This window comes from Desulfuromonadaceae bacterium (genome assembly GCA_019429445.1).
Taxonomy (GTDB): Bacteria; Desulfobacterota; Desulfuromonadia; order Desulfuromonadales; family JAHYIW01; genus JAHYIW01.
The window spans coordinates 124,217-148,133 of the sequence record JAHYIW010000002.1 but is presented as its reverse complement, the minus strand read 5'-3'; the positions used below and the strand labels follow the sequence as shown (position 1 = coordinate 148,133).

Here is a 23,917-nt window from a genome sequence, read left to right as displayed (position 1 = left end):
CCGTCGAGTGTGACACCCCGACATCATTGCCAAGGCTTTGCAGATTGAGCAGCTGTCCGGTTCGACCGGCACAAAGCCGCACAAAGCGTTCGAACTGGCTAAGATCCTTGATCGCCCCGAGTTGACGCAAATCTCGTTCAACATAAGTTTCAAAATAGTCCCCCATGGCCCGAGTTGGATTTAATCCTTGATCATGGATGCGGGGATAGAAGCCCGACAACAACATGCGATCCACAGAGCCCTCCCAATGAACACATCCCATCTCCTCAAGGGAAAATGGGAGGAGTTTCAGAAGAGCCGTCCGCCCAGCCAGTGATTGGCTGACAGTATTCATGACTTCAAATTGTTGACTGCCGGTCAGAATAAATCGCCCGGGGCGGTGCTGTTCATCGACAATGGTCTGGATGTAGGATAACAGCCCAGGCGCCCGTTGAATCTCATCGAGAATGGCACCATCACCATAAGACGCCAAAAAACCACGAGGATCATCCACGGCAAAAAGGCGAACATCAGGAGCTTCGAGATTCACATAGTGGAGATGAGGAAAAACCTTGCGGCACAAGGTTGTCTTGCCGCTCTGACGGGGACCAGTGATGGTGACCACCGGATATTGGAGCGCTAGCTCCTTGAGGACAGGTTCGAGAGTTCGTTTGATCATAGTGAAAGCTTAATAGATTTTATGCAAAATGCAAATTAAAAAGTAATACTACATAAATTTTGCGTTAACTTTTCAATCATAAAATCAGACTCGAACTCAGATCGACATTATCCGAGCGTCCCCCTTTCCCCTAGGCCCGCCTTCACTCTCCGCGTTTCGCCTTAGCAAGCAACTCCAGTCCTCTCTCCCGCTTACCTTTCCCAGATTGAACCCGCAACAGAAATCTGGTCTCGGCATCATTCTCGGCCAACAGCATCGTTGCCATCTCATCAATCAAACGATTAAGAGTTGTATGACGACGGATAGCAAGCTCTTTAAGACGTCTGTGTTTTTCTTCGGGCAGACGTACTGTCATTGCTGTTCCCATGTCTCATCTCCTCAAGAAATTTCTCGGGTGTCACCACAGAAATTTCTGGAAAAATCAATTCCGTTGACTTCAAATCACGAATATTTCTGGTGACAATGTGCGAAGCGCCACCGGCTACAGCAAGTTCAACAAGATGATTATCTCCCTCATCCTGCAAATTTGGGCTCCAACCAAAGTAAATACGTGTCCAACGACATTCAGAAAGAAAAATATTCAGTAACTCGTCACGTTCATCATTCGAGAGACGTGATTTTTTAAAGAGTGAAGCACGCGACAGAACATCCTCATATTCTGAATAAAGAGCCGTCCCCATCAAGGCGGTATTTCCCTGCCTGATACAAGTAGCGACAACCTCGCAGGAGGCTCCCATGCCAAGACAAGCGCCGACAAATATATTCGTATCAACAATTATCAACATATAGTTAATGGTAGCATTTTTGACACCGATTACAAAGAAGGAAATAACTGTTCAGCACGGAGCATGGGGCAACCATAACAAGCGTGGGGCGCTAGTCAACTAATTAGAATGTCCCTGATTGCCGTCCGGGCACACAAAAAAGCCCCCGCCGAAGCGGGAGCTTTTTTGTGTTTAGTCTTTCAGACTGCGCAACATGCAGCCTTGGTTAGATGATTACGGGCGGCTGCCGATATAATTGAGTGCAAATGGCTCATAGAGCTGCGCCTGTGCGGTTACCGTAGCTTTGGTCGAATCGTTCATGATGCCATCATCCATGAAATCGATGGAATCATAGATCAAGCGCCGGGCATAGCGGCGGTTGTGGGCCGTGGCGCCCGGATCGTGGGCGATCAGGTTGAGATTGAAAGCAGCGCCCATGACGTTTTTCCATTGATCAAGGCCATAGATGCTGGCCCAGTTGGTGAAACCATTGAGGCGGTTAACTTCGCCTGCCTCGAGAATACCGTTGTCGGCGATTCCTTCGCCGTAACCGCTATCCGCGAAGAAGTACGGATACGCCGAGAAGTCGGTGAGGATCCCTTTGCTTGCAAGTACGTTCTGCAAGGTCAGTTGCGCCGCTAACAGACGGCCTTTATGAGGGGGCTGTTTAGTATTATCAAGATCCCAGGTTTCTCGTGCAGCAACAAAGTCGGCTTCGACGAAGTCCTTACCGAACCATTTATTAGCAGAGTCGCCAACGCCACGAGCGGTGTGACACTTAACACAGACCGAATTGAGCACGGTGCCATCAGCAACTGTTTCAGTGAATGGACTGAGCGTATGCGAACGATCGAGACCATTGACGTCGGAACTGTCAAAGTGGCAGGTGACGCAGGGCCCGCTGGTATAATCATCGCTGACAGCATCAAAATTAGCATCGCCGGTCGGCGTCGCAGAACCGTAGCCGATGTTCTGATGGCGGTCGCCTGCGGCGAAGTCATAATTCATACTGTCATACTCATACCCACCCTTGGCGAACAGAATACCACCTGCGTTCAGGTAGTGGGAATTGAGGAAGCTACGAACGCCTGTTGTACTCGTATCTTTCTTGATGCTGTCGCCGTTTTCGCGACCACTGTGGCAGGCAATACAGACGTTAGAAGCCGCCGAATCGGGGAAGGTGACGCTGGCGTTATTGGAGTAGTCGATGGTCAGCGCGCCCGGATCACGGAGTTCACCGGTGTCAACGCTAACGTGACAGCCCCAGCAGTAGAGCATTTCGCTCTGCGGCGAACCGTCTGTGGCATTCCAATTGACGAGGTGGCTGAAATCGTTATTGGCTGGATCGTAAGTGTCCGGAGCGGTCAGGAAATTTGAGACGCCGGTGGAGGTATGACATCTCTGACAATCAGCGCGGCCTGTGCGGTCACCGGCGACAGTGTCGTTGGTCTTATCCCAAGGGTAGTGCGTCCAGCTCCAGCCGTGGCCAACACCGTCTTCGCGACCGGCCGCCATGACGGCATCAACCTGGGTTATACCGCTAGTCGTGTATTCGTCTGAGCCTCGAGTTCCAGTTTGGGGGTTGGCAACAGCTGCCGCAACCTTAGCTTTGAGCAGCTCGCCACCATGGCGGGAATTGGCCCAGTCGGTGTGAATGGTCGGACCACGGTCGGCGTCCGTCGGGGCGTCGAGGTGCCGCCGGGTGTTCGTGCGCAGTTCGTGTCCGTGACAATCGAAGCAGGGGTTGTCACCGGTTTCACGCAGGACATAACCCTCGATGGCGTTCAATGCAGAACATGCTGCTGCATCATAGGTTGGGTCAGCATCATCACATACAGCTGCGGCATCTGCCACCTCGTAGCTGGTTGCCGGATCGTCGAAGTGAGTGGTAGTAATGGTCCGGTACCAGGAGGTGTTGTGGTAGTAGGGTGCGGTTCTCGAAGCGAGCGAACCGGAACCGACCAGAAGCCCGTCCTTGTTGTAGTAGGTGTGACAGCTGGTACAGAGGTCGAACTGGTCAGCGGTGCCATTAGCGTTGGGATCCCAACCTGCTACTTCACGCATCGTTCCGTTCAGCGGATCATGACAAGCGCCACAGGTGTTACCATTGACACTGACGAGTGCCGTGCCGGTATTTAACAGGTTGACATCTTTGTCGCCCGTGTAGTTGGCAAATTCGAAAGCACCTTCAGCCGTATGGCAGCGCTGGCAGACGGCTTCTGTATCATGGCCGCGACCATTAGTGTGTTTGGAAGCGATCACCTTGGTCGCTTGAGTGTGGCAAGTTTCACAACGGGTTATCTCTGGTGCCGGATACGGGATCGGCCCCACACCGCGGTGATATTGACCGCCACCATGACAATCTTCACAGTCATGTTTTATTGCAGATCCCAACCCCAAAGTTGTGTCCGGGTTTTGACCTACCAGCGCGCTGAATGCTGTATGAACATCCAGCGTGTGACACAGTTTACAGTTTCCGGATTTAGCTGCATCGGCAACCGGGGCAATTGGTGTCACGGATGATGAATCACTTCCACGATCGCTGCCACAACCCCACAGAGTAAAGCCTGTCAGCAGCACGACGATAAAGACTAACCATTGTTTGCGCATTGAGATTACCTCCTGTTCTATTGTTGATAAAATTTAGTGGCATTTACGGCAACTGCGTCCGTCACTGGCACGATCGAGACGATTTTTGACACTGCTCCAATCATCGGGATGAGGGTTGGCCATCAGCCCGCTGCGCGCACTGTGACACTTGAGACAAACATTCCCCTCGGGGTGACACGCCTGGCAGGTGGCCAGATTTTTACGCGCCTCCCGGGCGTGACTGGATGACCACTCGTGGGTCGGCAGTACGGAACCCGGATGGCAGGTTTGGCACTGCCCTTCGTTTATCGTCGCATGTGCACCACCGAGCGTGCCGTCGGTAAATCCACGGCGATGCGATGCGATCGCCAGATCTTCTGGCGCAAATTTGTTGTGACAATCGGCACAATAGCTGTTCTCGTGACAGTTGAGACACAGCCGCTGATCGGTCCGCGCGGCCAACGGGTGGGTGACGTTGAATTCCGAGGTGTGGACATTGATCATGTTGTTCCCCAGCGCGCCCATTTCATCGGCTCTTCCCGCCTTGTGACACTCCAGACAAAAAGCCTGCTCGTGACAAGCAGAGCAATCAATTCTCTTGCTGACCGCAGGTCCACGATGATTCAGCGCCCAGGTCACACCGTGGGTCAATAATCCCGGCAGTTTAACGGTATTGACAAAGGCCTGATCGTGACACTCGAGACACACTTTTTTATCCGGCTGGATACCTTGAGCATCAGCCGTATGGCAGGTGATACAGGGAGGATCGCCGGCCATGTCGAGATGGACATCATGTTTGAAATCGGCGGCCCAGAGTGTCGATGCCCCGAGGAGCAAGCCGACGGTGAACAGTTGCAATATGCGAATCATATCGGCACTCCTTTCAGAAGAGGATGTTCAGACGAACGCGGCCCCGGTAATACTCGTCCCACAGGTCGCTTTCCGCCCGTTCCAGTTTGGCTTCCACGTTTATCGTGTCGGTGATTGTACCGACGCAATCAACCCAGAAACGGCTGCTGGAGGTGGTATCGGAATCCGCTTCGATACGGCGTTCAAAGGAATTATAGTGTGCTCCAACCCCGGCCTGAATGGTGGAATTAAACCGGTAGGCGACACGAGCCTTGATCCCTTTGTCCTCCTGCCCTTCTTCATCATCACGTAAAACCAGAGTCAGATAGCCGGAGAAACGATCGGTACGGATTTTTTCTACACCGAGTTCATAGACCAGGGCATTATCAACTTCTTCGTACATTTCCAGTGTCGTGCGCACAAAAGAGCGAATACCATTGCCATGGCTGAAGTCAAGCTGAGCGGAAAGCTCTTCATATTCGCTGACTGCAAAGACGGAATAGATTGACGTTGATGAGAAAACTGGCAAGGAGTAGAGATACTCGCAGCGCAATTTCCAGAAATCGCTGCGATAATAATTGAACCCACCCGAAAAATAACTGATCGAATCGCTGAGGTAATCATACTGCACATCGGCAAAAAGATTGATCAGGTTACGATACGTGTAGTCGGCGGCAAAGCCAAACAGTTCGTGGCTCAAATCACCATCGTCCCACTTTTGCAGGTAAGACAACTCCAGATTCAGATCGTCGAAAAACTTCGCCGTAAAAGCCAGCCCGCCGATCATGTCGCCACTTTCGTATCCGGAATAGTAGGAGACATCACCACCGGCAAACAACTTGACGCCGAAATTCTTCCAGCCGTCATATTTCACCTGCAATCCATCCATCATCGACGCCCCGGCAGTGGTGGTAATAAACTGCCGACCCAATTTTAAACCAACATCTTTAAACAAATTGTTCTTTTCCAGGTATGCGTAGTAGAGCTGACTGTCAACATCTTCTTCATTTGCCAGGTCGTCTGCCAGCCGACCATAGCCTCTGAAATCCAAACCGTTGTCGTCGATATCGCGAACGTTCAACCGCAGATACTGGTAGAAAGGCAGCACGGTCTTTTCGTCCGCGCTGTCAAACCACTCAATCTCTGTACTTGAACGTCCCGAGACAGAGACGGCAAACGCGTTCGTCGCTGGCCACAATACCAGCAAGGCAAACGCGCTCAACCAAACCAACCTGCACCAAGATCTCATATGACCTCCCTTTGCATCGACGGAAACACCGTGTGCTGTTTAAACACCGGGAAACATTCAAACCTGATCAAAGTAAATAAAACCAGAAGGCGCTAAAAAATTCCAAGAGAACCGACAGCCACCAGATGAATACCCAAACTATCGCTCAACGCTAGCAGAAATTGCTGACATTGCAACTATTCACAAAAATTTAACCACACCCACAAGACCACAATAATAAATCACAATTTCAGGATCATAAAGAGGGACCTCTGAGCGGGAAGAGCAAAAAAGTACCCAGACAAGCTATAGCAGGATATATTCGAAAAAAAAAGTGAGAAAATAAAAATGTGGTCTTTTGATTTAAATCAGTTTGCGCAACAACTAAACGAAATAAATCTGCCAAAAACAGATAACCGTTGGAAAAGCGACGGCCAGCTTGGCAAAACGAACAAGAGATGAAAAAATTAATATAAGAAAAAAGTAATTTACTGCGCCGTTGAACGGGTTGAAACAAACTTTCCCTTCTTTTGATCCCAACGATAGGTGCCCTCATCCCACAGGGCACTCAGACCGTCCCAGTCCAGATGGACATCCTTCATCGCTTCGACAGCGTCAAAAGCTTCCAGGACTTCACGATCATCGATCACTGAATTGCCATCAACATCGGCCCAATGATAGGGCTGAATATACACCTCGTCATCACCATGAATCACCGCAGGGGTATTATTTTTATTCTGGCGCAAGACAACATCCCCTTTAAATATCCCCTTGTTGCCGCTTGCAGCAACACTGTTCACCCTGATTAAGTAGGAGATCACCGGCGGCACGTCCCCTGCCTTGACAATCCAGCGAGCCATCCCTTCAACATTATCCAGACTTGATGCCGGCGGGCTTGCTTCGATCAACTTCCAGCCGACCGGAAAATGTTCCCGCACGATAAAACCGCCGGTCGGGGCATCAATCGCCAGCGTAATCCGCACCGGAACAACAGCTCCCGGAGCAGCATACGTCGGCAATATGCGTCGGGCATTGATTTCAGTGACGAACGTGATTACAGGTTCCTGAAAAAAATAATAAACAACCAAAAGAACGAGAAAAAATATTGACACTGACCACAACCACCCGCGCTTCCGGCGCAGCAGAGAGGGGCGCAGAGATGCCGGTGCAGGGGGAATTTCGGTTTCAGCATCAGGGGCATGAAGCAGAGATTGGGGAGCAACTTCCAGCGCCTGGGCCAACCCGAGAAGATTCTCCCGCTTGATCGATGGATAACGGTTGTTTTCCCAACGTGAGATTGTGTCGGTCGTCACCCCGACAACTTTGGCAACATACAGTTGCGTCAAACGCTTCGTCTCACGAATACGACGCACAGCGGCACCATCCAGCTCAACTGTCGGGTTGAAAATTGGGGGCATACGTATCTCTCCACTTGATCGGAGGGACTATAACAAAGACGCCAAAAAAGCGCAAACAACAAAAACCATGGCGTAAATAACCCGACATTACAACGTGTAACATGCTGATATTTTTACAATGTCGATAGACATCTAGCGACGCTCAGCCTGATGTCGGCTATACACAAATGACAAATCTGACTATAGTTGCGACAACGTGAAAATGCTTTCACGAACATTCAATGGAGGTAACAGGTATGAAACGCATTATCATCACTCTGGTCGCTGTCTGCTTTTTGAGCGTCGCCGCGATCGCCATCGCCAACAATGGCCCGGAAAAAATCACCCTCGAAGCCAAAATGGGTACGGTTACTTTCCCGCACCAGGCTCACCAGGCTTCAGTTGGCGACTGCACCACCTGCCACCACAAAGGCGTTGAAGCCGGAACCTGCGCCAGCTGCCACGACGGCAAAAAAGCGCCAAAAGCTAAAGACGCGTTCCACAAATTGTGCAAAGACTGCCACCAAAAAGGCAACGGCCCGACCGGCTGTAAAGATTGCCACGTCAAGTAAAACACTTTGGTCTGTAAATAAAAACCGGGGGAAGCCGTCCATCGGTTTCCCCCGGTTTTTATCCGCAAGCGCCTGGTCTCAAAAAATTCTGAAAAAATTTCTTGCAATCACCATTTTATTTTTGTATAGTGACACTGTCTCGAACGTTTTTATAACGCAAGAGGCGACCCCATGCGCCCCCCCTCCGTGCATGGGGTCATTTTTTTATCTGTCCACCCTCCCCGGCTGCCTGTTCTTCACGCAACGTCCCCTTGACGTCCCCTATCCCGATCACGTTTTCCACCACCGCGCGCGCTGGTCGTTCCAGCGAGTCAAACCAGAGAAAAACTTTTCCGCCACCAGTATCAAGAATATCATCCCCCATGCTGATCTGAAAAAGTTTCCCCCCTGGCGGAAAAAACGTTTGGTGCTCAGCAGGGGACGGGGGCATTGCCGTGACGATTATTGTGGCAGGATGACCACGCTCAAAGGTGTCCAGTTCGAGAGTTTCTCCCGGCGCGGGGGAACCGAAAAATCCCATCCTGAAATTTGTAAAAACAGTCAGAAAATCGTTCAACGGGGGATCCCCCATCGGCAGCACCTCGATCGGACTGAACTGATCGTTACTTGCGCGACGAAAATCGACCCGCTTTTTTTCGTAGTTGAAAACGTACTCCTTGGCACGATCTTTCAGTTTTTTACCTTGCCCCTTGATCACGTGTGATTCAAAACGCAGCGTCCGCAGTCTGCCATCATCAGCGGTTGCTTCCATCAACGCAACGTAACGATGCACGCGATTTCCGGTCAACCATGCGGCAACACCCAGGGTGCGCGCTTCGAGCGTCGCCTGATATTGCCCGGGGATCGCGGTGGCGGCAAGACTCAACTCCCCTGACGCCAGACGATCAAACCAAAGAAAGGAAATATCGTAGCGGTAATGACTCCCGATAAGGAACGACGGTGGACGGTCTGGCGCGTTGGCCGCGACCAGCGTCGGGACGCACAGCATTATCAGGGCGATAACAATTTTCGTGAAAGTTTTCATTGAAAGATCATTACCATAAATCCGGCGTAGGCCACCAGCAGTCCAAATCCTTTTTTACGATCAAGAGCATGACCAAAGTACATCAACGGCCAGAGGGCAACACTGAAGAGCAGCATCACCGGCAATTCACGAAAAAGCAAGGATGGTTCGATCTCGATGGGGCGAATCAGTGCACACGAACCAAAGACAAAGAGCAGATTAAAGATGTTGCTGCCGATTGCATTGCCGATACTCAATTCCATTTCACCCTTCCAGGCACTCACCACCGACGCCGCCAGTTCTGGCAGACTGGTCCCAACGGCGACGACACTCATGCCGATCACCGCCTCGGAGACACCGAAAGTGAGGGCAATCGCTACTGCTGAGCGCACCATCAGCTCCGCGCCGATACCGAGACCGACGATACCGAGAACCACATAAACAACCCAACGCCCCCGCGTCGGCACAACGATCTCCCTGGTATCGTCAACAAAAGATGTGTCCACCTCCCCCTCACGGGCGGTACGGATACAGTAATAAAGAAAAGCCACCAGCATAAACAGCAGCACAACGCCTTCACCGGCGGTCAGTTGACCATCCCAGGAAAAGCCGTAAACAACCATGGAGGCTAACACCATGTAAGGTAGTTCGCGAAACAAGATCCCCCGCCCGCTCCGGATCGGGAAAAACAGAGCCGCACTCCCCAGGATCAAACCGATGTTGGCAACGTTTGAACCAATAATGTTTCCTGCGGCGATCGCCGATACCCCCTTGACCGAGGCAAAGAGCGACACCATCAACTCCGGCATACTGGTGGCGAAAGAGACGACCGTCAGTCCGATCACCAAGGGTCTGACTCCATAGGATAATGCCAGGTGGGTGCTTCCGGTAACCAGATATTCAGCTCCATAGTAGAGCAATAACAACCCTGCGAAAAAAAGAATAATATTCAGTGTCATTGACGCCTCTTGTGAAAGTTATCGTTGCCAAAAAAATTGATATTCCGATCTTTAGTGAGAGCGGATTGTTTCGTGATCACCACCAGCACGGGAATGACTTAACGGGACAGACGGCGATCTCCTGATCAGAAAATCCTGGGCGATTCTAGTCACTGCGCCAATGAATGTCGAGCTCTTTCCACTGCCGCAAGGCGAGAGTAGCCAAAGTTAGAATAGTTGCAAGTTTACTCAATTTAAGCTACAAAGCACTGGAGAATGTTCATCATTCGAAGGCTGAGGGATTAATCTTATGTGGCCCGTCGTTTTGATCACGCTGATTTTGGGCATTTTGTCCGGATTTGTCATGCACCGCGCCGACTTTTGCATGACCGGCGCATTTCGTGATCTCTTTTTGTTTCGTCATGTGAAGATGCTTCAAGCTCTGCTGTTGCTGGTCACCGTTACTGCGCTGGCCAGCTACCTGGGTCGACTCAGCGGTTTGATCGCGGATGTTCCTTATCCATTGTTCGGTGCTGCCGCCCCGGCAAACGTTATCGGCGGAATTCTCTTTGGCATCGGGATGGTCTTGTGCGGGAGCTGTGTCGTTGGCACCCTTTACCGCCTTGGAGCGGGGAGCAAGCTGGCCGCCGTGGCGCTGGTCGGGCTGATTTGCGGCAGCGCCCTGTACGCAGAAATTCATCCCTGGTGGAAAAGCCTGGTGGTGACACAACCATGGCGAGCGGATATTATCACCTTGCCGCAGGCACTCCATCTGCCAGAAGAAATCTTCCTGGGTCTACTGACAGCAGCAACATTCACCATTATTTATCGCCGCAAACAACCCTCCTCCACAGCACCAACACTCTTGCCCGCAGGACATATGACACCGTATCGGGCAGCGTTGCTGCTGGCGCTGATCGGCATCGTATCGGTCATGGCGACCGGTATGCCGTTAGGAATTACCACCGCCTACGCCAAGGTCGCCGCCCAGGTGGAATATTTATTGTGGCCCGCCCATGTTGAAACCACGGCATTTTTCCAGGCACTGCCGCTGGATTATATCGCGCCACTCGGCAAGGTTCATCTGCGCGGCGGAGCGGGCCCGGCGTTCGACGGTATCGCCGCCATCCAATATCCGCTGCTGATCGGGATTACCGGGGGGGCGGCGTTTTCGGCCTTGCTCCTCAACGAATGGCGGCTGACGCCATGGCCGCCGCGACGCCAATTGCTCGGAGCCTTTAGCGGCGGGATCATCATGGCCCTCGGTTCGCGCATCACTCCCGGTTGCAATGTCTGGCATCTGTGGGGAGGGCTGCCGATCTTCGCGCTGCAAAGCCTGCTCTTCCTTGGCGGCCTGCTGCCTGGTGCCTGGCTGGGCGGGCTGCTGCTGACGCGCTTCGTACTGCCTGCCACTGTCCCCATGAAGGGAGTTGCCCATGAACACTCCAACCTGTGAGTTCGATTTACGCGGGCAGGTCTGCCCATCGACACTGCTGACCGCACTACGGGAGATCAACCTCCGCCAGAATGAACTCAAGGAACGCCGCGTTGTGCTTGTTTTTCTTACCGATAATCGTCACGCAACGGTCACGGTTCCGCAGGCGGTGATCAACATGGGTTTGCACTGTGAAGTGGTCAAAATGGACAATACGTATCAAATTACGGTCGAGGGCAACAATGGCTAATCCTGTTATACCGCAGCAGCCCTCTCCTGCCGAAGAACGGGCTTATCACTATATCCGGTCAAAAGTTGATCAACTGCTCGACACCATCGGCACCTTGCCCCTTAATCCAGGCGAGCTTGATAACGAAGCGCTGATATCACTCGACCCGATCGGCATCGTCAGCGAATCGTTCAAGCATATTCTCGCCCACCTGGAAGAGACAAATCAGCGACTGATACTGGCCCATGATGAGATCCACGCGATTCTCAATGCGGTCGGCGCAGCCATCATGGTCGTTGATCCGAGCGGCCGGATTGTCGCCGGCAACCATAAAGTCAATGAATTTTTCAACCCCGGCGGTCTCCCCCTGATCGGCTCCTTTTGTCATGAGATCGTCTGTGATGAAAAAGATCCCCCGCCAATCTGCGTCCTGCAAAACGTCCTCGCCAACGACCAGGTTGAACAGCGCAACGAAGTCACCTTGCACGGGCGCTGCTACGAAGTCATTGGCACAGCCATTCACGACCATCAAAATAAACAATTAACCCATGTCATTATCCTTTACAGTGATATCACCGCCCGCATCAGCAATGAGCAGGCACTGCGCCAGGCGCTCGAAACGACCAGTGAAACCAAGGAACGCATCAAGGCCATCTTTTCCGCGTCGGGTGATGGTCTGCTGGTGACCGACCTTGACGGTCGGATCGCGTTGATGAATCACGCGGCGGCCGAGCTCCTCCGCATCCCCCTTAGCAGTCAGGGAAAAACGCTGGACCAGCTGTTTGATGACCACAATCGTCTCTGGCCTGCTTGTCTTGAACTGATTGACTCAGGAAAAACTTTGGGGTCTGTTGATATTTCCATCGGTACGGATAAGGACGAAACTGTCCTGGCAACAAAAATATCCCTGCTGCCAAGGTCTACCCCCCAATCGGGCGGGACGGTGATTGCCCTGCGCGATGTCACGCGGGAGCGGACCATCGAGCGTATGAAAAGTGAATTCGTTTCAACCGCAGCACATGAGTTTCGCACCCCGCTAACGGCAATCATCGGTTTTTCCGAACTCATGCTCAATGATGAATTTTCCCGCGACGAGCAACGCGAATTTCTCACCATGATCAACGACAAGGCACACAGCCTGTCACATCTGGTCGACAACCTGCTCGATATCAGCCGCATCGAAGCGGGAGAGAAATTGTCCCTGAAAAAAACCCCCACCCCGTTGCAGTTTCTGCTTGATCGCACCATTCCCGGCTTTGCCAAAAACAGCACACAGCATCAGTTTGTAACCGAGCTTGCTGACGACCCGATCCTTGATGTCGACGCCGAAGCGATCATTCAGGTTTTGGAAAATATCCTTGGCAACGCGGTAAAATATTCCCCCGCAGGCGGCACGATTCGCATTGTCTGCACCGGTGACAAAGATCAATGCCAGATCGCCGTCCACGACCAGGGGATCGGCATGACGGAGGAGCAAGTTGCGCGCGTTTTTGATAAATTCTATCGTGGCAGCGCACTGCACACCTCAATCGGCGGCACCGGACTGGGGATGACTATTGTCAAACACTTTATCGAAGAACATGGCGGAGCGATCAACATCTCCAGCAAACCTGGCATCGGCACCTGTGTTTGCTTCACCTTGCCGGTTACCAAGGAAACTTCCTGTTGAAATAATTTGCACTTGACAACCCCTTCCGGCAGGAATTAGTCTTTCGACAATAATCAACTTTTAGCTATATATGAATAATCATAATCATTGAGGTATGTCATGGCAGAAGTCGAATTTGACAAGACAATCAATCTGGATCGCGAGGCGGAAATCCTCAAGGTACTCGGTCATCCGGTAAGGCTGAAAATTGTGGCCGGGTTGATGTCACAAAGTTGCAACGTCAAAAAAATATGGGAATGTCTGGAACTCCCTCAGGCAACGGTTTCGCAGCACCTGGCACTACTTAAAAACAAAGGTATCATTGAAGGACACCGCGACGGCGTCGAAGTGTTTTATCGTGTCACCTGTGATCAGACACGCGACATTATCGGTACCCTGTTCACGCTTAAAAACGTGTGCTGATTCAACAACAGCCCTCGACAGGAGCGGATCGAATCCCGTCCAGGTGATCGCCCATTCAGCGGCATCGCCGAACTATGGCCTTGCCGCGTCGTCAACTGCCAAAAAATCTCCCTCGATATAAATCCCGCGCATAGCTGCTCTCCTGAAACCGGAAAAATCAAAAACATTCATACACTGAACCAGCACTGAACCGGCGCTTGAAAAACACGACCATTTCATGTAAATTCCTGAATACTTTCACGCCGTCATTGCGTTGCCTTTAACCTGCCAGCCCGGAAAGCCCCGACCGATGAATCAGACCCAGCAGCGGTTAAAAGATCTTCCCGCCATCGACCGGCTCCTCGCCACCTCGCCTCTGACCGAGTTGGCAAAGGACTGCCCGGCGCTCTTGCTGACCGAGGCGGCCCGCGAAACGGTGGCGCAACTGCGCCGCGAACTCCTTGACGCGCCGACGGCGACGCTCGACCTTTCTTTTGCCGCCGTCGCCCACCGCGCGGCGCAACTGGCGCAACAGAAGATGCGCCCCTCGTTGCGCCCGCTGATCAACGCCACCGGCACCCTGCTCCATACCAATCTCGGTCGCGCACCACTGTGCGAAGCCGCCCTCAACGCGGCAACCGCGATCTCGCGCAGTTATTCAAATCTGGAATATGATCTGGTCAGCGGCCATCGTGGGCACCGCTACAGCCATGTGGAGGCGTTGCTCTGTCGCCTCACCGGGGCTGAAGCCGCGACGGTCGTCAACAACAACGCCGGTGCCGTGCTGCTGGCGCTGGCGGCGCTGGCACACGGGAAAGAAGCGCCGGTCTCGCGCGGCGAACTGATTGAGATCGGCGGTTCCTTCCGGGTTCCCGATGTCATGGCCGCCAGCGGCGTGCGTTTGCGTGAAATCGGCACCACCAACAAAACCCATCTGCAAGATTATCAGGACGCCCTCAACGCCGAAACCGGACTGCTGCTCAAGATTCACACCAGCAACTACCGCATCGTCGGCTTCACCGCCACCGTCAGCGGCGCAGAGCTGGTCAAGCTCGGCGCCGAAGCCAAAGTTCCGGTGATGGAAGATCTGGGGAGCGGGCTGCTCTTTGACCTCAGTGCTTACGGATTACCCGCTGAACCGACGGTCGCGGACACCGTCAGGACGGGACTCGATGTCGTCACCTGTAGCGGCGACAAACTCTTCGGCGGCCCGCAGGCGGGGATTATCGTCGGCCAGAAATGGGCGCTCGACAAGATCCGTCAGCACCCGCTGGCGCGCGCCCTGCGCATCGACAAAATGACGCTGGCGGCACTCGAAGCGACGTTGGCGCTTTACCTCGACCGTGACCGCGCCGCACGCGAAATCCCGACGTTGCGGATGCTCACCGCGCCGGAGGAGGAATTACACCGGCGTGCCACAATCCTCACCGGCAAGCTGGCCGCAGCGCTTGGTGCCACTGCCCGAATCGATACGATCGCCGCCAGCGCCGCCATCGGTGGCGGCGCCCTGCCCCTGACCGAACTCCCCGGCTACGCCGTCGCCGTGGCACCGACCGATTGCTCGGTCGACACCCTCGCCAAACGTCTGCGCCACACCGCCCCCCCGGTCATCGGCTGTATCCGCGACGAGCGCTTATTGCTCCACCTGCGCACCCTGCACCCCGACGAAGAACCTGCCCTCGTCACATCTCTCGCCGCAGCATTGCTGCCGTCCCCGGCGCAATGAGTCCCGTTAATCATCTGATCATCGGTACCGCCGGGCATGTTGATCACGGCAAGACCGAGCTGATCCGCGCTCTGACCGGGATTGAAACTGACCGCCTGCGCGAAGAAAAAGAACGCGGCATTTCGATTGAACTCGGATTCGCCCTCTTTCGCCTGCCGGATGGCAGCCTCGCCGGGGTGGTCGATGTCCCTGGTCATGAGCGTTTCATCAGCACCATGCTCGCCGGGATCGGCGGGATCGATCTGGTGCTGCTGGTGATCGACGTCAATGAAGGGGTGATGCCGCAGACCCGCGAACACCTGCAGATCCTCAACCTGCTCGACATCGAACGCGGCATTATCGTACTGACCAAATGTGATCTCGCCGAAGAGGACTGGATCGATATTGTCGAAGAGGAAGTGCGCGAAGAAGTCGCTGCCACCTTTTTGAAAGGCGCCCCACTGCTGCGGGTCTCGGCGATTACGGGGGACGGCATCGCGGAACTCAAGACTCAGATCGCAACCGAAGCGGCGGCGCTGGCAATCAAAGATCATCAGGGGCCGTTGCGGCTGCCGATTGACCGCCATTTCAGCGTCCCCGGTTTCGGCACTGTCGTTACCGGAACGCTGCTCGCCGGTACCGTTCAGGTTGGCGACACGCTGGAATTATTGCCCCGCGGGATCGAAACCCGCGTCAGGGAAGTTCAGGTCCACGGCAAAAAAGTTCCTGCCGCCCGCGCCGGACAGCGCGCCGCCCTGAATCTGACCGGCGTTGAACGCGCCCTGTTGCAGCGCGGCGCGGTCGCCGCCACCCCCGGTATTTTTGAACAGACCGAACGCATCGATGTCCGCCTGACCTTGCTCGCCAACGCGCCACGGCCACTGAAGTTTCGCGACCCGGTGCACTTTTATCTCGGCACCGCCCACGTGGTCGGACTGGTCGCCCTCCTCGATTGTGATGAGTTGCAACCGGGGGAGAGTGCCGTTGTGCAGATCCATCTGGACCGACCGCTGGTCGCCCATCGCGAAGATCGTTTCATCATCCGTTCTTACTCACCGATGACAACTATCGGCGGGGGTAAAATCCTCGACTCGCGACCGGTCAAACATCGCCGCTTCCGTGCCGACGTCCTGCACGCGTTGCAGGAGCTGGAATCTGGCGAGAAAGCCTTTCTACTCCAGAAAATCGAGCAGGCGACCTGCTGCAAGCTCAAGGAACTGGAACAGCTCGCAGGTCTGGGACGGGAGCGCATTCAGGAAAACCTGCAAGCGCTCGCCGCTCAGGAGCGCATCGTCCAGCTCGGTGAGCAATGGCTGACCGTTGCCACGCACCGCGCCTGGCAACGCCGCCTGCATGACGTGACCGCCGCATTTCACCACCAGCAACCGCTCCTGACTGGCATTCCCCGCGCAACTTTGAAAAGTTCGCTGCCCAGGCAGCTGGCGCCGAAAAGTTTCGATCAACTGCTCAATGACCTGACCGCAAGCGGCAGATTATGTGAAGTCAACGGCACTATTGCCCTTCCAGACTTCACGCCCCGACCGACGCCTGCCCAGCAGGTACAGATCGACCGGATTGAACAGCTTTACCGGGAGGACGGCATGCAGGCAAAGAATCGTCAGGAGATGCTCGAACGTCTGGGACTGGAGCTGGCCGGGTGCGACGCTCTGTTCGGCTACCTCTTTGCCCAGGGAGAGCTGGTGCGGCTCAACGCCGAAAGTTTTCTCCATCGTGACAGCTACGCGCAGGCGCTCAACCAGCTGCGAGCGCACTTTTCACAGCATGAAACCCTGACCCTGGCAGAGTTTCGCGACCTGATCGGCAGCGCCCGCAAACAGACCCAGGCATTACTGGAACATTTCGATGAATTAAAGTACACTTTGCGCCAAGACGATGTCCGCGTAGCGTGGCAGTTGAACTAATACATCAAGCGACACTTTTATGAAAGGAAGTCTGTGGCAGATCATATCAAGCTGACCAGCCTGTCCCGCTCCAGCGGTTGAGCCGCCAAACTGGCGCCTGAGCCGTTGGCGCAGGTGCTGCGTCAATTACCGAATTATCCGGATGAAAATTTCCTCAGTGCCGCGATCCCTTTCGCCGATGCCGGGGTCTATCGTATTGCCGCCGACCTCGCGCTGGTGCAATCGGTCGATTTTTTCACGCCGATTGTCGATGACCCTTATCTGTTCGGGCGCATCGCCGCCGCCAATGCGCTTTCTGACCTCTACGCCATGGGCGCGCGTCCCTTGACCGCACTCAACCTGATCGGCTTTCCCAAGTGCCTCGACCGATCGCTTCTGGTCGAGATTCTGCGCGGCGGGGCGGATGCCTGCCATGAGGCCGGGGCCACCATCGTCGGTGGGCATACGGTCGAGGATGACGAACCGAAGTACGGGCTGGCGGTGACCGGACTGGTCAACCCGGCCCAGCTGATTTCAACGATCGGGGCGCAACCGGGAGACCAGCTGATTCTCACCAAGCCGCTCGGCACCGGCATCCTCGCCACAGCCCTCAAGGGGGAGATTCTCACCGCAACCGACATCAGCGCCGCGATTGCCGGGATGAATACCCTCAACCGCGCCGCCGCCGAGGCGATGCTGACAATCGGGGTTCATGCCTGCACCGACATCACCGGCTTCGGCCTCCTCGGCCACGCACTGGAACTTGCTCTGGCCAGCAATGTCGGCCTGACGCTTAACGGTGCCGCGCTGCCGGTCTATCCGCAGGTCCGCGAGATGGCGGCGATCGGCATGATCCCGGTGGGTGGCTACAACAATCGTGATTACTATCTGGGGAAAGTGATCGATGCCGACCGCATCGCGCCCGATATCCTCGACATCATCAGCGACCCGCAAACCTCCGGCGGCTTGCTGATCGCGGTTGCGCCGGAGAACGTCGCGGCATTATGTGCTGAGTTGACGGCGAGAGAGACCGGCTGCTGGAGCATCGGCGCAGTTACGAACGCGGCACCGGGGCGGTTGAAAATCTCGATGGGATGATTTTTTCACCAGGACACGAAGACCACGAAGAAAAGCAGAGCTAAATGCAACTTAACTGTTCAGCTCTTCTGTAGGAGCGGCTTTAGCCGCGAATCATCGCGCCTGAAGGCGACTCCTACAGCGTCATTCCGGCATGATTTTAGCCGGAATCCAGATTTTTCAGGGTTGAAAGTCTGGATCCCCGACAGGATCCTTCGGGGATGACGACCCTTGGACGGGTAGGTGAATAGTTACAATGCAACTTAACAGGGATTCAGGGGATAAGGGGGATAAAACAAAAAATAGTCGCTTTGATTATTGCCGTTATCCCTTCCATCCTGTTCATCCCTGTTAAGAGAGGTTTTTTCTTCGTGAGCTTCGTGTACTTCGTGGTGAAAAAATCATCAATTCAGGACTACGTCATCACACCAGTGGCGACACCAGACGCCATAACAACGCCAGTGAAATCGTTCCCCCGACACAGAGGGTGATATACAAAGCCAGAACCCGTGGTTTGAACATCGAGATAAAGACCGCCATCACCGGCAACGCCGTCACCGGGCCACCGACCAGCATCGCAATTCCCGGCCCGACCGCAAGAGGGATTGTTTGCCCCGGATCGGGGAGGTAGAAACCGTATAACATGGAAGCGGCGGTGACCTGCGGCAGATGCAGCGGTATCGCTGCCAACGTCAGGGTAAAAATCGGTGCAATCCCCTCCCCCTCAAGCAGCCCGGTAATCCAGCCATTGGGGATAAACTTCATCGCCACCACCTCAATCACCAGACCGATCAGTACAAACTTGCCGATTTTGAGGCTGCCTTCCCAGAACCGCGCGCCAAAGACCAAAAACTTGTTATGGGTGCAGCGATCGACGCGATGCGAGAGTTGCTGTCCACAATCACAGCGCAGCTCTTCCACCGGATAGGCGGGATCATGAAAGTTCCCCTTGGGGAGTTCCTGACGAAAAACAACTTCGGTGGAGAACCCGTAGCGACCGAGAAAGTGCGTGACATAACCGGCGAAAAGGCCAAGAGTTACCGCGCAAACGGCCACGGTTACCGCCCACTCCCCCCCGAGCATGCCGGAGAGCATCGTAAACGATGCCGGACTCATCAGCGGTGACGTCACCAGCAACGCCATGGCTGGAGCGAGGGGCAAGCCCCCCACCAGGAGCGAGATGACCAGCGGCAGGGTCGCACACGCACAGAGCGGGCTGGCCACCCCGAGCAATGCCGCCAAGGGTATCGCCAGCATCCCGTAGCGGGTTAACGCTGTGCGAATCTTGACATGCCATTTGAGTGTCCGGATGATGGCTTCGAGAAACACGCCAAACGCCAGATAAGGGAGGATATACAAAAACTCGCGTAGCAGTTCCGCGCCAAGTTCAGTCAACATGCTGAGTACAGATTCCATGAAATATGAGACCTCATGTGATTAATATTTGTCGTGCGAAGCATCTGCCAGACAATTTTTCGCCCAACCGATCAACAAAACAGCGTCATTTATTCAACACGCTGGCCGACTGGTCGCAAATTAGCAAGGGCTATACCATGTCGACATCAGGCAGGTCGAGGTCTTGAAAAACCAGCGAAACGTAGTAGGGCGGACTTTTTGCGACGCCATCTTTCTTGCCCTTTCAAAATAAAAGGGCCATACTTGACGGTGTCGCCAGCGGATTCTTTTTTGCGAGGGCATCATACTTTGACAAACATTTTTCTATTTGGTTGCTATACTGTTCTGAATTACTGACGCACCTCGTCAGGCAAAGCAACTGCCTGAACAAAAAAACTTTTTATCGCTTATTGAGTGTTGATCAAACAACCAGGGAGCAACTGATGGGTGAGCGCTTTAAAGATAAAGTCCGTGAACAGTTCGGTAAGTCCGCTGACAGTTATATCCACAATAAAGGTTTTGCCACCGGTGATGACTTGCTTGCCGCTCGCGAACTGTTGCAGCCGATGTTGGACGACAACCTCCTTGACATCGCCTGCGGTGGCGGACACACGGCCCTCTTCTTCGCACCACTGGTACGCAACGTCGTGGCCTCCGACCTGACCATGCAAATGCTCAAGAAAGCCCAGGAATATGTTGCCGAGGAAGGTGGCGTCGACAACGTTACCTTTCGCGAGGCCGATGCCGAGGATCTGCCCTTCCCCGCCGGAGCTTTTACATTACTGACCTGCCGCATTGCCCCGCACCACTTCCCCGATGTGCCGCGCGCGTTGAAAGAATTTCATCGCGTACTGCGACGTGACGGACGCATGGTGATCATCGACACCCTGATGCCGGAGGACCCCGAGATTGTCGAGTTCTATCAAACGATGGAGAAGATGCGCGATCCGACGCATATCCGCGCTTACACCCGAGATGAGTGGATTAAAATGATCGATGACTCGGGGTTGATCCTGCACGAAACGCGGATCATTCCCAAAACCCATGATTTTCCCGAATGGGCGGCACGCGCGGGAATGAAGCGTGAAGCGACGCAGCAACTTAACCGGTTCTTCGCTGAGGCACCGATAAAAATTCAGGATTTCTTTCAAATTGAGACATTTGCCGGTGAAGTTGAAAGTTATACCGATCGCAAACTGTTAATCTACGCGACCCGCCCAGGGAAAAAGTAATGCGTTGGCGAAATTTAGTGGACCCCTTGGTCAAGACAATAATCCATCGAGTTTAAGATGGTGGCCGATGGTAAGCAGCTGGCCGGCGTTGGCGATCATGGCGGAATTGCTGGAATAAGCCCCCCGCCAAAGGCGCAATCCGCACAATTTCCGGTGAAAGTTCAGGCCTGATGTGATTGCAGCGGACGACTATTTATTGGATGAAGTACCCGGCGACGCGCCAGACCTTATCCTCCTCAAGCATTACTGTGATCGTCTCCGAAAGATCTTTTACCCGCTCGAAGGCAGCGGAGTAAAGGAGCACGATATACTCCCCCTTGGCGGTGCTGTCCGCGGCCATCGTCGCATAGCTGAGATCCGGTTCCTGCCGCGCAACAATGGCCCCGGTACGCTGACGCGAAGCGGCCAGATGTTTGTTCCAGTCGGCCTGGGTGATTTTCTCCTTCATCACTTGTGCAGATACCTGCCAGCTTTGATCAAATTTACCCGCATCGATCAGGGCAAGGAACTCGCTTGCGGCAGCGGTAGCTCCTTCAGCTTTATACCCTTCAGGTTTATTGCTCAACAACGGGAAAAGAATCATCACCAGAACGGCAAGAGCGAGAACGGCATGAATACGAAATTGCTTGGGAATCAAGGGAACCTCCAGAATGTTACGTCCAGTCAACGAAATTGAATCGGCATTGTATGCGGAATATTCATTGAGTGCAACGATTTGCTGAGGCAGAATATGCGTCGGTAATTGTGGCCGGGAAGAAATTGCGTTAAACTGCTCAGGGCCTGTAGGAAAATAAAGTGGCCAATATTGCGCTCAGATTTGGGTCAGATTTGGTTGCAGCGATTGAACAAAACCGCAGGCCTGGCAGGGCTAAATCGAGGATTTTGTGATTGAGCTGCGACCAAAGATGGCCGGAAGATGAGATGCAAGATGGTCATGTTATTTTTTTACAGACCCTAAACTCAACCCTCTGGAAAGGAAACTCTCATGCCGTTCGTTAACGTCAAAATCACCCCCGGTGCCAGTGCCGAGCAGAAAGCGCAATTAATCGAAGGAATTACTGATCTGCTCACCAAAATTTTAAAAAAGAACCCCGCTTCGACACATGTCGTTATTGAAGAAATTCCCCCTGAAAACTGGGGCATTCGCGGTCTTCCGGTTGCTACGTTGCGGGCCAGGGGGGATTCAGGCGTTTCCCCCAAATAGCTTTTGCAAACCTCGACATGCGGGGCAACGCAGCCTTCTCTGGTGAAACAACCTGGTGACAAAACCTCTTGATATCCGGCCATCGACAGACTAGATTAACGTATTCGGATACGAGGAGGTTTAATGCGACAACCGATTATCGGCATCATCGGCGCGGCGCATGCGTCGCTTAAGGGGTGTGAACTTGCCGAGCAGGTCGGGGCTCTGCTCGCCGAACATAATTGTGCAATTGTCTGCGGCGGTCTCGGTGGCATCATGACCGCTGCTGCGCGCGGCTGTACGCAGGCGGGCGGAACGGTTCTCGGCATCCTTCCCGGAGCTGACGTTGCCGCCGCCAATCCCTTTATCACCTACCCGATAGCAACCAACATGGGGCACGCACGCAATATCATTATCGCCCACAGCGCCCAGGCACTCATCGCCATTGAGGGTGAACTCGGCACCCTCTCCGAAATTGCCATCGGCTTGAAACTCAACAAGCCGGTCTTCGCGCTCAACTGTCAACATCACGTTGCCGGTCTGTTGACCGTCGCCTCTCCGGCGGAGGCTGTCACTGCTGTTCTCACCGCTGTTGCGAAAGACTTCTGATGCCTATTGACTCGGCCAGTTCCAGCGCAACAGCGACGGCCATCATCGATTGGGTGCGCGGCAAAGGGCGAATTTTGATCGTGACGCATGATAATCCCGATCCTGACGCGTTGGCTTCGGCGTACGCTCTGCAGCAGATATTCAGCTGCGAAACCAGGCAGGAAGCAACCATCACTTTTGGCGGCATTATCGGTCGCGGCGAGAACCGCACCATGGTTCGGGAACTGGAAATCTGTACTGTCCCGATAGATCGAATCAATTTTGACGATTATGCGATTACCTGCCTGGTCGATACTCAGCCGGGGGCTGGCAATAACTCTTTCCCCGCCGACCGCAAGGTCGATATTGTTATCGACCATCATCCCCGGCAGCCGTCCGTCGATCTTTGCCGCTGGCAGGATATTCGCGAAGATTACGGTGCCTGTGCAACGATCCTTTATGAATATCTGCTCGCCAGCAAGGTTTACATCGGCACCAAACTGGCGACAATCCTTTTTTACGCCATCAAAACGGAAACCCAGGATCTCGGTCGCGAATGGTCGCCATCAGATCGAGCGGCCTACCTGAATCTGCTCCACCTGGCCAACAACCAGATCCTCTACCGGATTACCCACCCGTCACTGCCGCGCTCGTATTTTCATCTTTTTCACCGGGCGCTGGACAAGGCGCAGCTGTACAATTCATTATTGACCTGCAACCTCGGCCAGATCAACAACCCCGACATTGTCGCGGAAATGGCTGATTTTCTGTTGCGTGTAGAGGGCGTGGATAGTGTTCTTGCCATGGGTCGTTACCAGCATGAAGGAATTTTGTCACTGCGGGTCGCCAGTTACGATCTTTACGCCGGGCGTCTGATGCGTCGTACGATCGACGGTTACGGCAGTGGCGGCGGTCATGGTATGACTGCCGGCGGGCAGATCAAACATCTTGCCGATGATGTGAACCTGGATGAGCTACTCGAACTTTTTGCGAAGCGGCTGCTGGAAATCCTTGAACGCCCCGTCGTCGTGGCGGTGCGCTTGCTCGCGGATGACCACGGAGCTGACGCGTTGACAGATAGCGAAGAGTGACGTATAAAACCGGAGCACTGACAACCGGTCGAA

23 protein-coding genes are annotated in these 23,917 nt (G+C 54.0%); 12 read left to right on the top strand and 11 right to left on the bottom strand.

Annotated elements, in window-relative coordinates:
- The 7 genes from K0A93_01470 to K0A93_01440 form a co-directional block, all read right to left on the bottom strand.
- A partial coding sequence (locus tag K0A93_01470) for an AAA family ATPase (protein ID MBW6510772.1) occupies positions 1 to 658 on the bottom strand: 658 nt, incomplete at its 3' end.
- 142 nt (positions 659 to 800) lie between these two features.
- A complete protein-coding gene (locus tag K0A93_01465) occupies positions 801 to 1,025 on the bottom strand; it encodes a hypothetical protein (GenBank protein ID MBW6510771.1) in 225 nt (74 codons plus the stop codon).
- The gene (locus K0A93_01460) at positions 973 to 1,443 is read right to left on the bottom strand and encodes a PIN domain-containing protein (protein MBW6510770.1); all 471 of its coding nucleotides are present in this window, start codon (positions 1,441 to 1,443) and stop codon (positions 973 to 975) included. The genes K0A93_01465 and K0A93_01460 overlap by 53 nt, the downstream gene beginning before the upstream one ends.
- Before the next feature lie 213 nt (positions 1,444 to 1,656).
- Positions 1,657 to 4,032, bottom strand: a complete 2,376-nt coding sequence (locus K0A93_01455) for a cytochrome c3 family protein (GenBank protein ID MBW6510769.1) — start codon at positions 4,030 to 4,032, stop codon at positions 1,657 to 1,659.
- Between the two features lie 33 nt (positions 4,033 to 4,065).
- Positions 4,066 to 4,881 (bottom strand): cytochrome C, encoded by an 816-nt coding sequence (locus tag K0A93_01450; protein ID MBW6510768.1) that lies wholly within the window; start codon positions 4,879 to 4,881, stop codon positions 4,066 to 4,068.
- Between the two features lie 13 nt (positions 4,882 to 4,894).
- Complete coding sequence (locus K0A93_01445; GenBank protein MBW6510767.1) at positions 4,895 to 6,109, bottom strand: hypothetical protein; 1,215 nt, start codon at positions 6,107 to 6,109, stop codon at positions 4,895 to 4,897.
- 467 nt (positions 6,110 to 6,576) lie between these two features.
- A complete protein-coding gene (locus K0A93_01440) occupies positions 6,577 to 7,506 on the bottom strand; it encodes a helix-turn-helix domain-containing protein (protein ID MBW6510766.1) in 930 nt (309 codons plus the stop codon).
- 236 nt (positions 7,507 to 7,742) lie between these two features.
- Between K0A93_01440 and K0A93_01435 the strand changes: the two genes are divergently transcribed.
- On the top strand, positions 7,743 to 8,057 hold the full coding sequence (locus K0A93_01435; GenBank protein ID MBW6510765.1) for a cytochrome c family protein: 315 nt from the start codon (positions 7,743 to 7,745) through the stop codon (positions 8,055 to 8,057).
- A 196-nt stretch (positions 8,058 to 8,253) separates the two neighbouring features.
- Here K0A93_01435 and K0A93_01430 read toward each other — a convergent pair whose 3' ends face one another.
- Both K0A93_01430 and K0A93_01425 read right to left on the bottom strand, forming a co-directional pair.
- Entirely contained in the window at positions 8,254 to 9,081 is an 828-nt protein-coding gene (locus K0A93_01430; protein MBW6510764.1) for a DUF3108 domain-containing protein, read from the bottom strand.
- Positions 9,078 to 10,019 (bottom strand): calcium/sodium antiporter, encoded by a 942-nt coding sequence (locus K0A93_01425; GenBank protein ID MBW6510763.1) that lies wholly within the window; start codon positions 10,017 to 10,019, stop codon positions 9,078 to 9,080. Before K0A93_01425 ends, K0A93_01430 begins: the two co-directional genes overlap by 4 nt.
- Before the next feature lie 325 nt (positions 10,020 to 10,344).
- Here K0A93_01425 and K0A93_01420 point away from each other — a divergent pair, with 325 nt between their 5' ends.
- The 7 genes from K0A93_01420 to selD all read left to right on the top strand — a co-directional run bounded on the left by K0A93_01420 (position 10,345) and on the right by selD (position 18,416).
- Positions 10,345 to 11,454 (top strand): YeeE/YedE family protein, encoded by a 1,110-nt coding sequence (locus K0A93_01420; protein ID MBW6510762.1) that lies wholly within the window; start codon positions 10,345 to 10,347, stop codon positions 11,452 to 11,454.
- Entirely contained in the window at positions 11,435 to 11,683 is a 249-nt protein-coding gene (locus K0A93_01415) for a sulfurtransferase TusA family protein (protein MBW6510761.1), read from the top strand. The genes K0A93_01420 and K0A93_01415 overlap by 20 nt, the downstream gene beginning before the upstream one ends.
- Positions 11,676 to 13,331 carry a PAS domain-containing protein gene (locus tag K0A93_01410; protein MBW6510760.1) on the top strand — a complete coding sequence of 552 codons (1,656 nt, stop codon included), beginning with the start codon at positions 11,676 to 11,678 and terminating at the stop codon, positions 13,329 to 13,331. The genes K0A93_01415 and K0A93_01410 overlap by 8 nt, the downstream gene beginning before the upstream one ends.
- 99 nt (positions 13,332 to 13,430) lie before the next feature.
- Positions 13,431 to 13,733 (top strand): metalloregulator ArsR/SmtB family transcription factor, encoded by a 303-nt coding sequence (locus K0A93_01405; GenBank protein MBW6510759.1) that lies wholly within the window; start codon positions 13,431 to 13,433, stop codon positions 13,731 to 13,733.
- 289 nt (positions 13,734 to 14,022) lie between these two features.
- The gene (gene selA, locus K0A93_01400; GenBank protein ID MBW6510758.1) at positions 14,023 to 15,438 is read left to right on the top strand and encodes an L-seryl-tRNA(Sec) selenium transferase; all 1,416 of its coding nucleotides are present in this window, start codon (positions 14,023 to 14,025) and stop codon (positions 15,436 to 15,438) included.
- A complete protein-coding gene (selB, locus tag K0A93_01395; protein MBW6510757.1) occupies positions 15,435 to 17,339 on the top strand; it encodes a selenocysteine-specific translation elongation factor in 1,905 nt (634 codons plus the stop codon). Before selA ends, selB begins: the two co-directional genes overlap by 4 nt.
- Positions 17,340 to 17,372: 33 nt before the next feature.
- Positions 17,373 to 18,416: a selenide, water dikinase SelD gene (selD, locus tag K0A93_01390; protein ID MBW6510756.1), complete on the top strand. Its 1,044-nt coding sequence runs from the start codon at positions 17,373 to 17,375 to the stop codon at positions 18,414 to 18,416.
- Between the two features lie 402 nt (positions 18,417 to 18,818).
- On the opposite strand, the gene K0A93_01385 is transcribed toward selD, so the two are convergent.
- Complete coding sequence (locus tag K0A93_01385) at positions 18,819 to 19,811, bottom strand: permease (GenBank protein MBW6510755.1); 993 nt, start codon at positions 19,809 to 19,811, stop codon at positions 18,819 to 18,821.
- A gap of 422 nt (positions 19,812 to 20,233) precedes the next feature.
- Here K0A93_01385 and K0A93_01380 point away from each other — a divergent pair, with 422 nt between their 5' ends.
- Positions 20,234 to 21,022, top strand: a complete 789-nt coding sequence (locus K0A93_01380; protein ID MBW6510754.1) for a methyltransferase domain-containing protein — start codon at positions 20,234 to 20,236, stop codon at positions 21,020 to 21,022.
- A gap of 193 nt (positions 21,023 to 21,215) precedes the next feature.
- Here the strand turns inward: K0A93_01380 and K0A93_01375 are convergent, their stop codons facing one another.
- The gene (locus K0A93_01375) at positions 21,216 to 21,659 is read right to left on the bottom strand and encodes a DUF4019 domain-containing protein (protein ID MBW6510753.1); all 444 of its coding nucleotides are present in this window, start codon (positions 21,657 to 21,659) and stop codon (positions 21,216 to 21,218) included.
- A gap of 348 nt (positions 21,660 to 22,007) precedes the next feature.
- Between K0A93_01375 and K0A93_01370 the strand changes: the two genes are divergently transcribed.
- The 3 genes from K0A93_01370 to K0A93_01360 all read left to right on the top strand — a co-directional run bounded on the left by K0A93_01370 (position 22,008) and on the right by K0A93_01360 (position 23,884).
- A complete protein-coding gene (locus K0A93_01370; protein MBW6510752.1) occupies positions 22,008 to 22,226 on the top strand; it encodes a 4-oxalocrotonate tautomerase family protein in 219 nt (72 codons plus the stop codon).
- 123 nt (positions 22,227 to 22,349) lie between these two features.
- Positions 22,350 to 22,814: a TIGR00725 family protein gene (locus K0A93_01365; GenBank protein MBW6510751.1), complete on the top strand. Its 465-nt coding sequence runs from the start codon at positions 22,350 to 22,352 to the stop codon at positions 22,812 to 22,814.
- The gene (locus K0A93_01360; GenBank protein MBW6510750.1) at positions 22,814 to 23,884 is read left to right on the top strand and encodes a DHH family phosphoesterase; all 1,071 of its coding nucleotides are present in this window, start codon (positions 22,814 to 22,816) and stop codon (positions 23,882 to 23,884) included. Before K0A93_01365 ends, K0A93_01360 begins: the two co-directional genes overlap by 1 nt.
- Positions 23,885 to 23,917 lie beyond the last annotated feature (33 nt).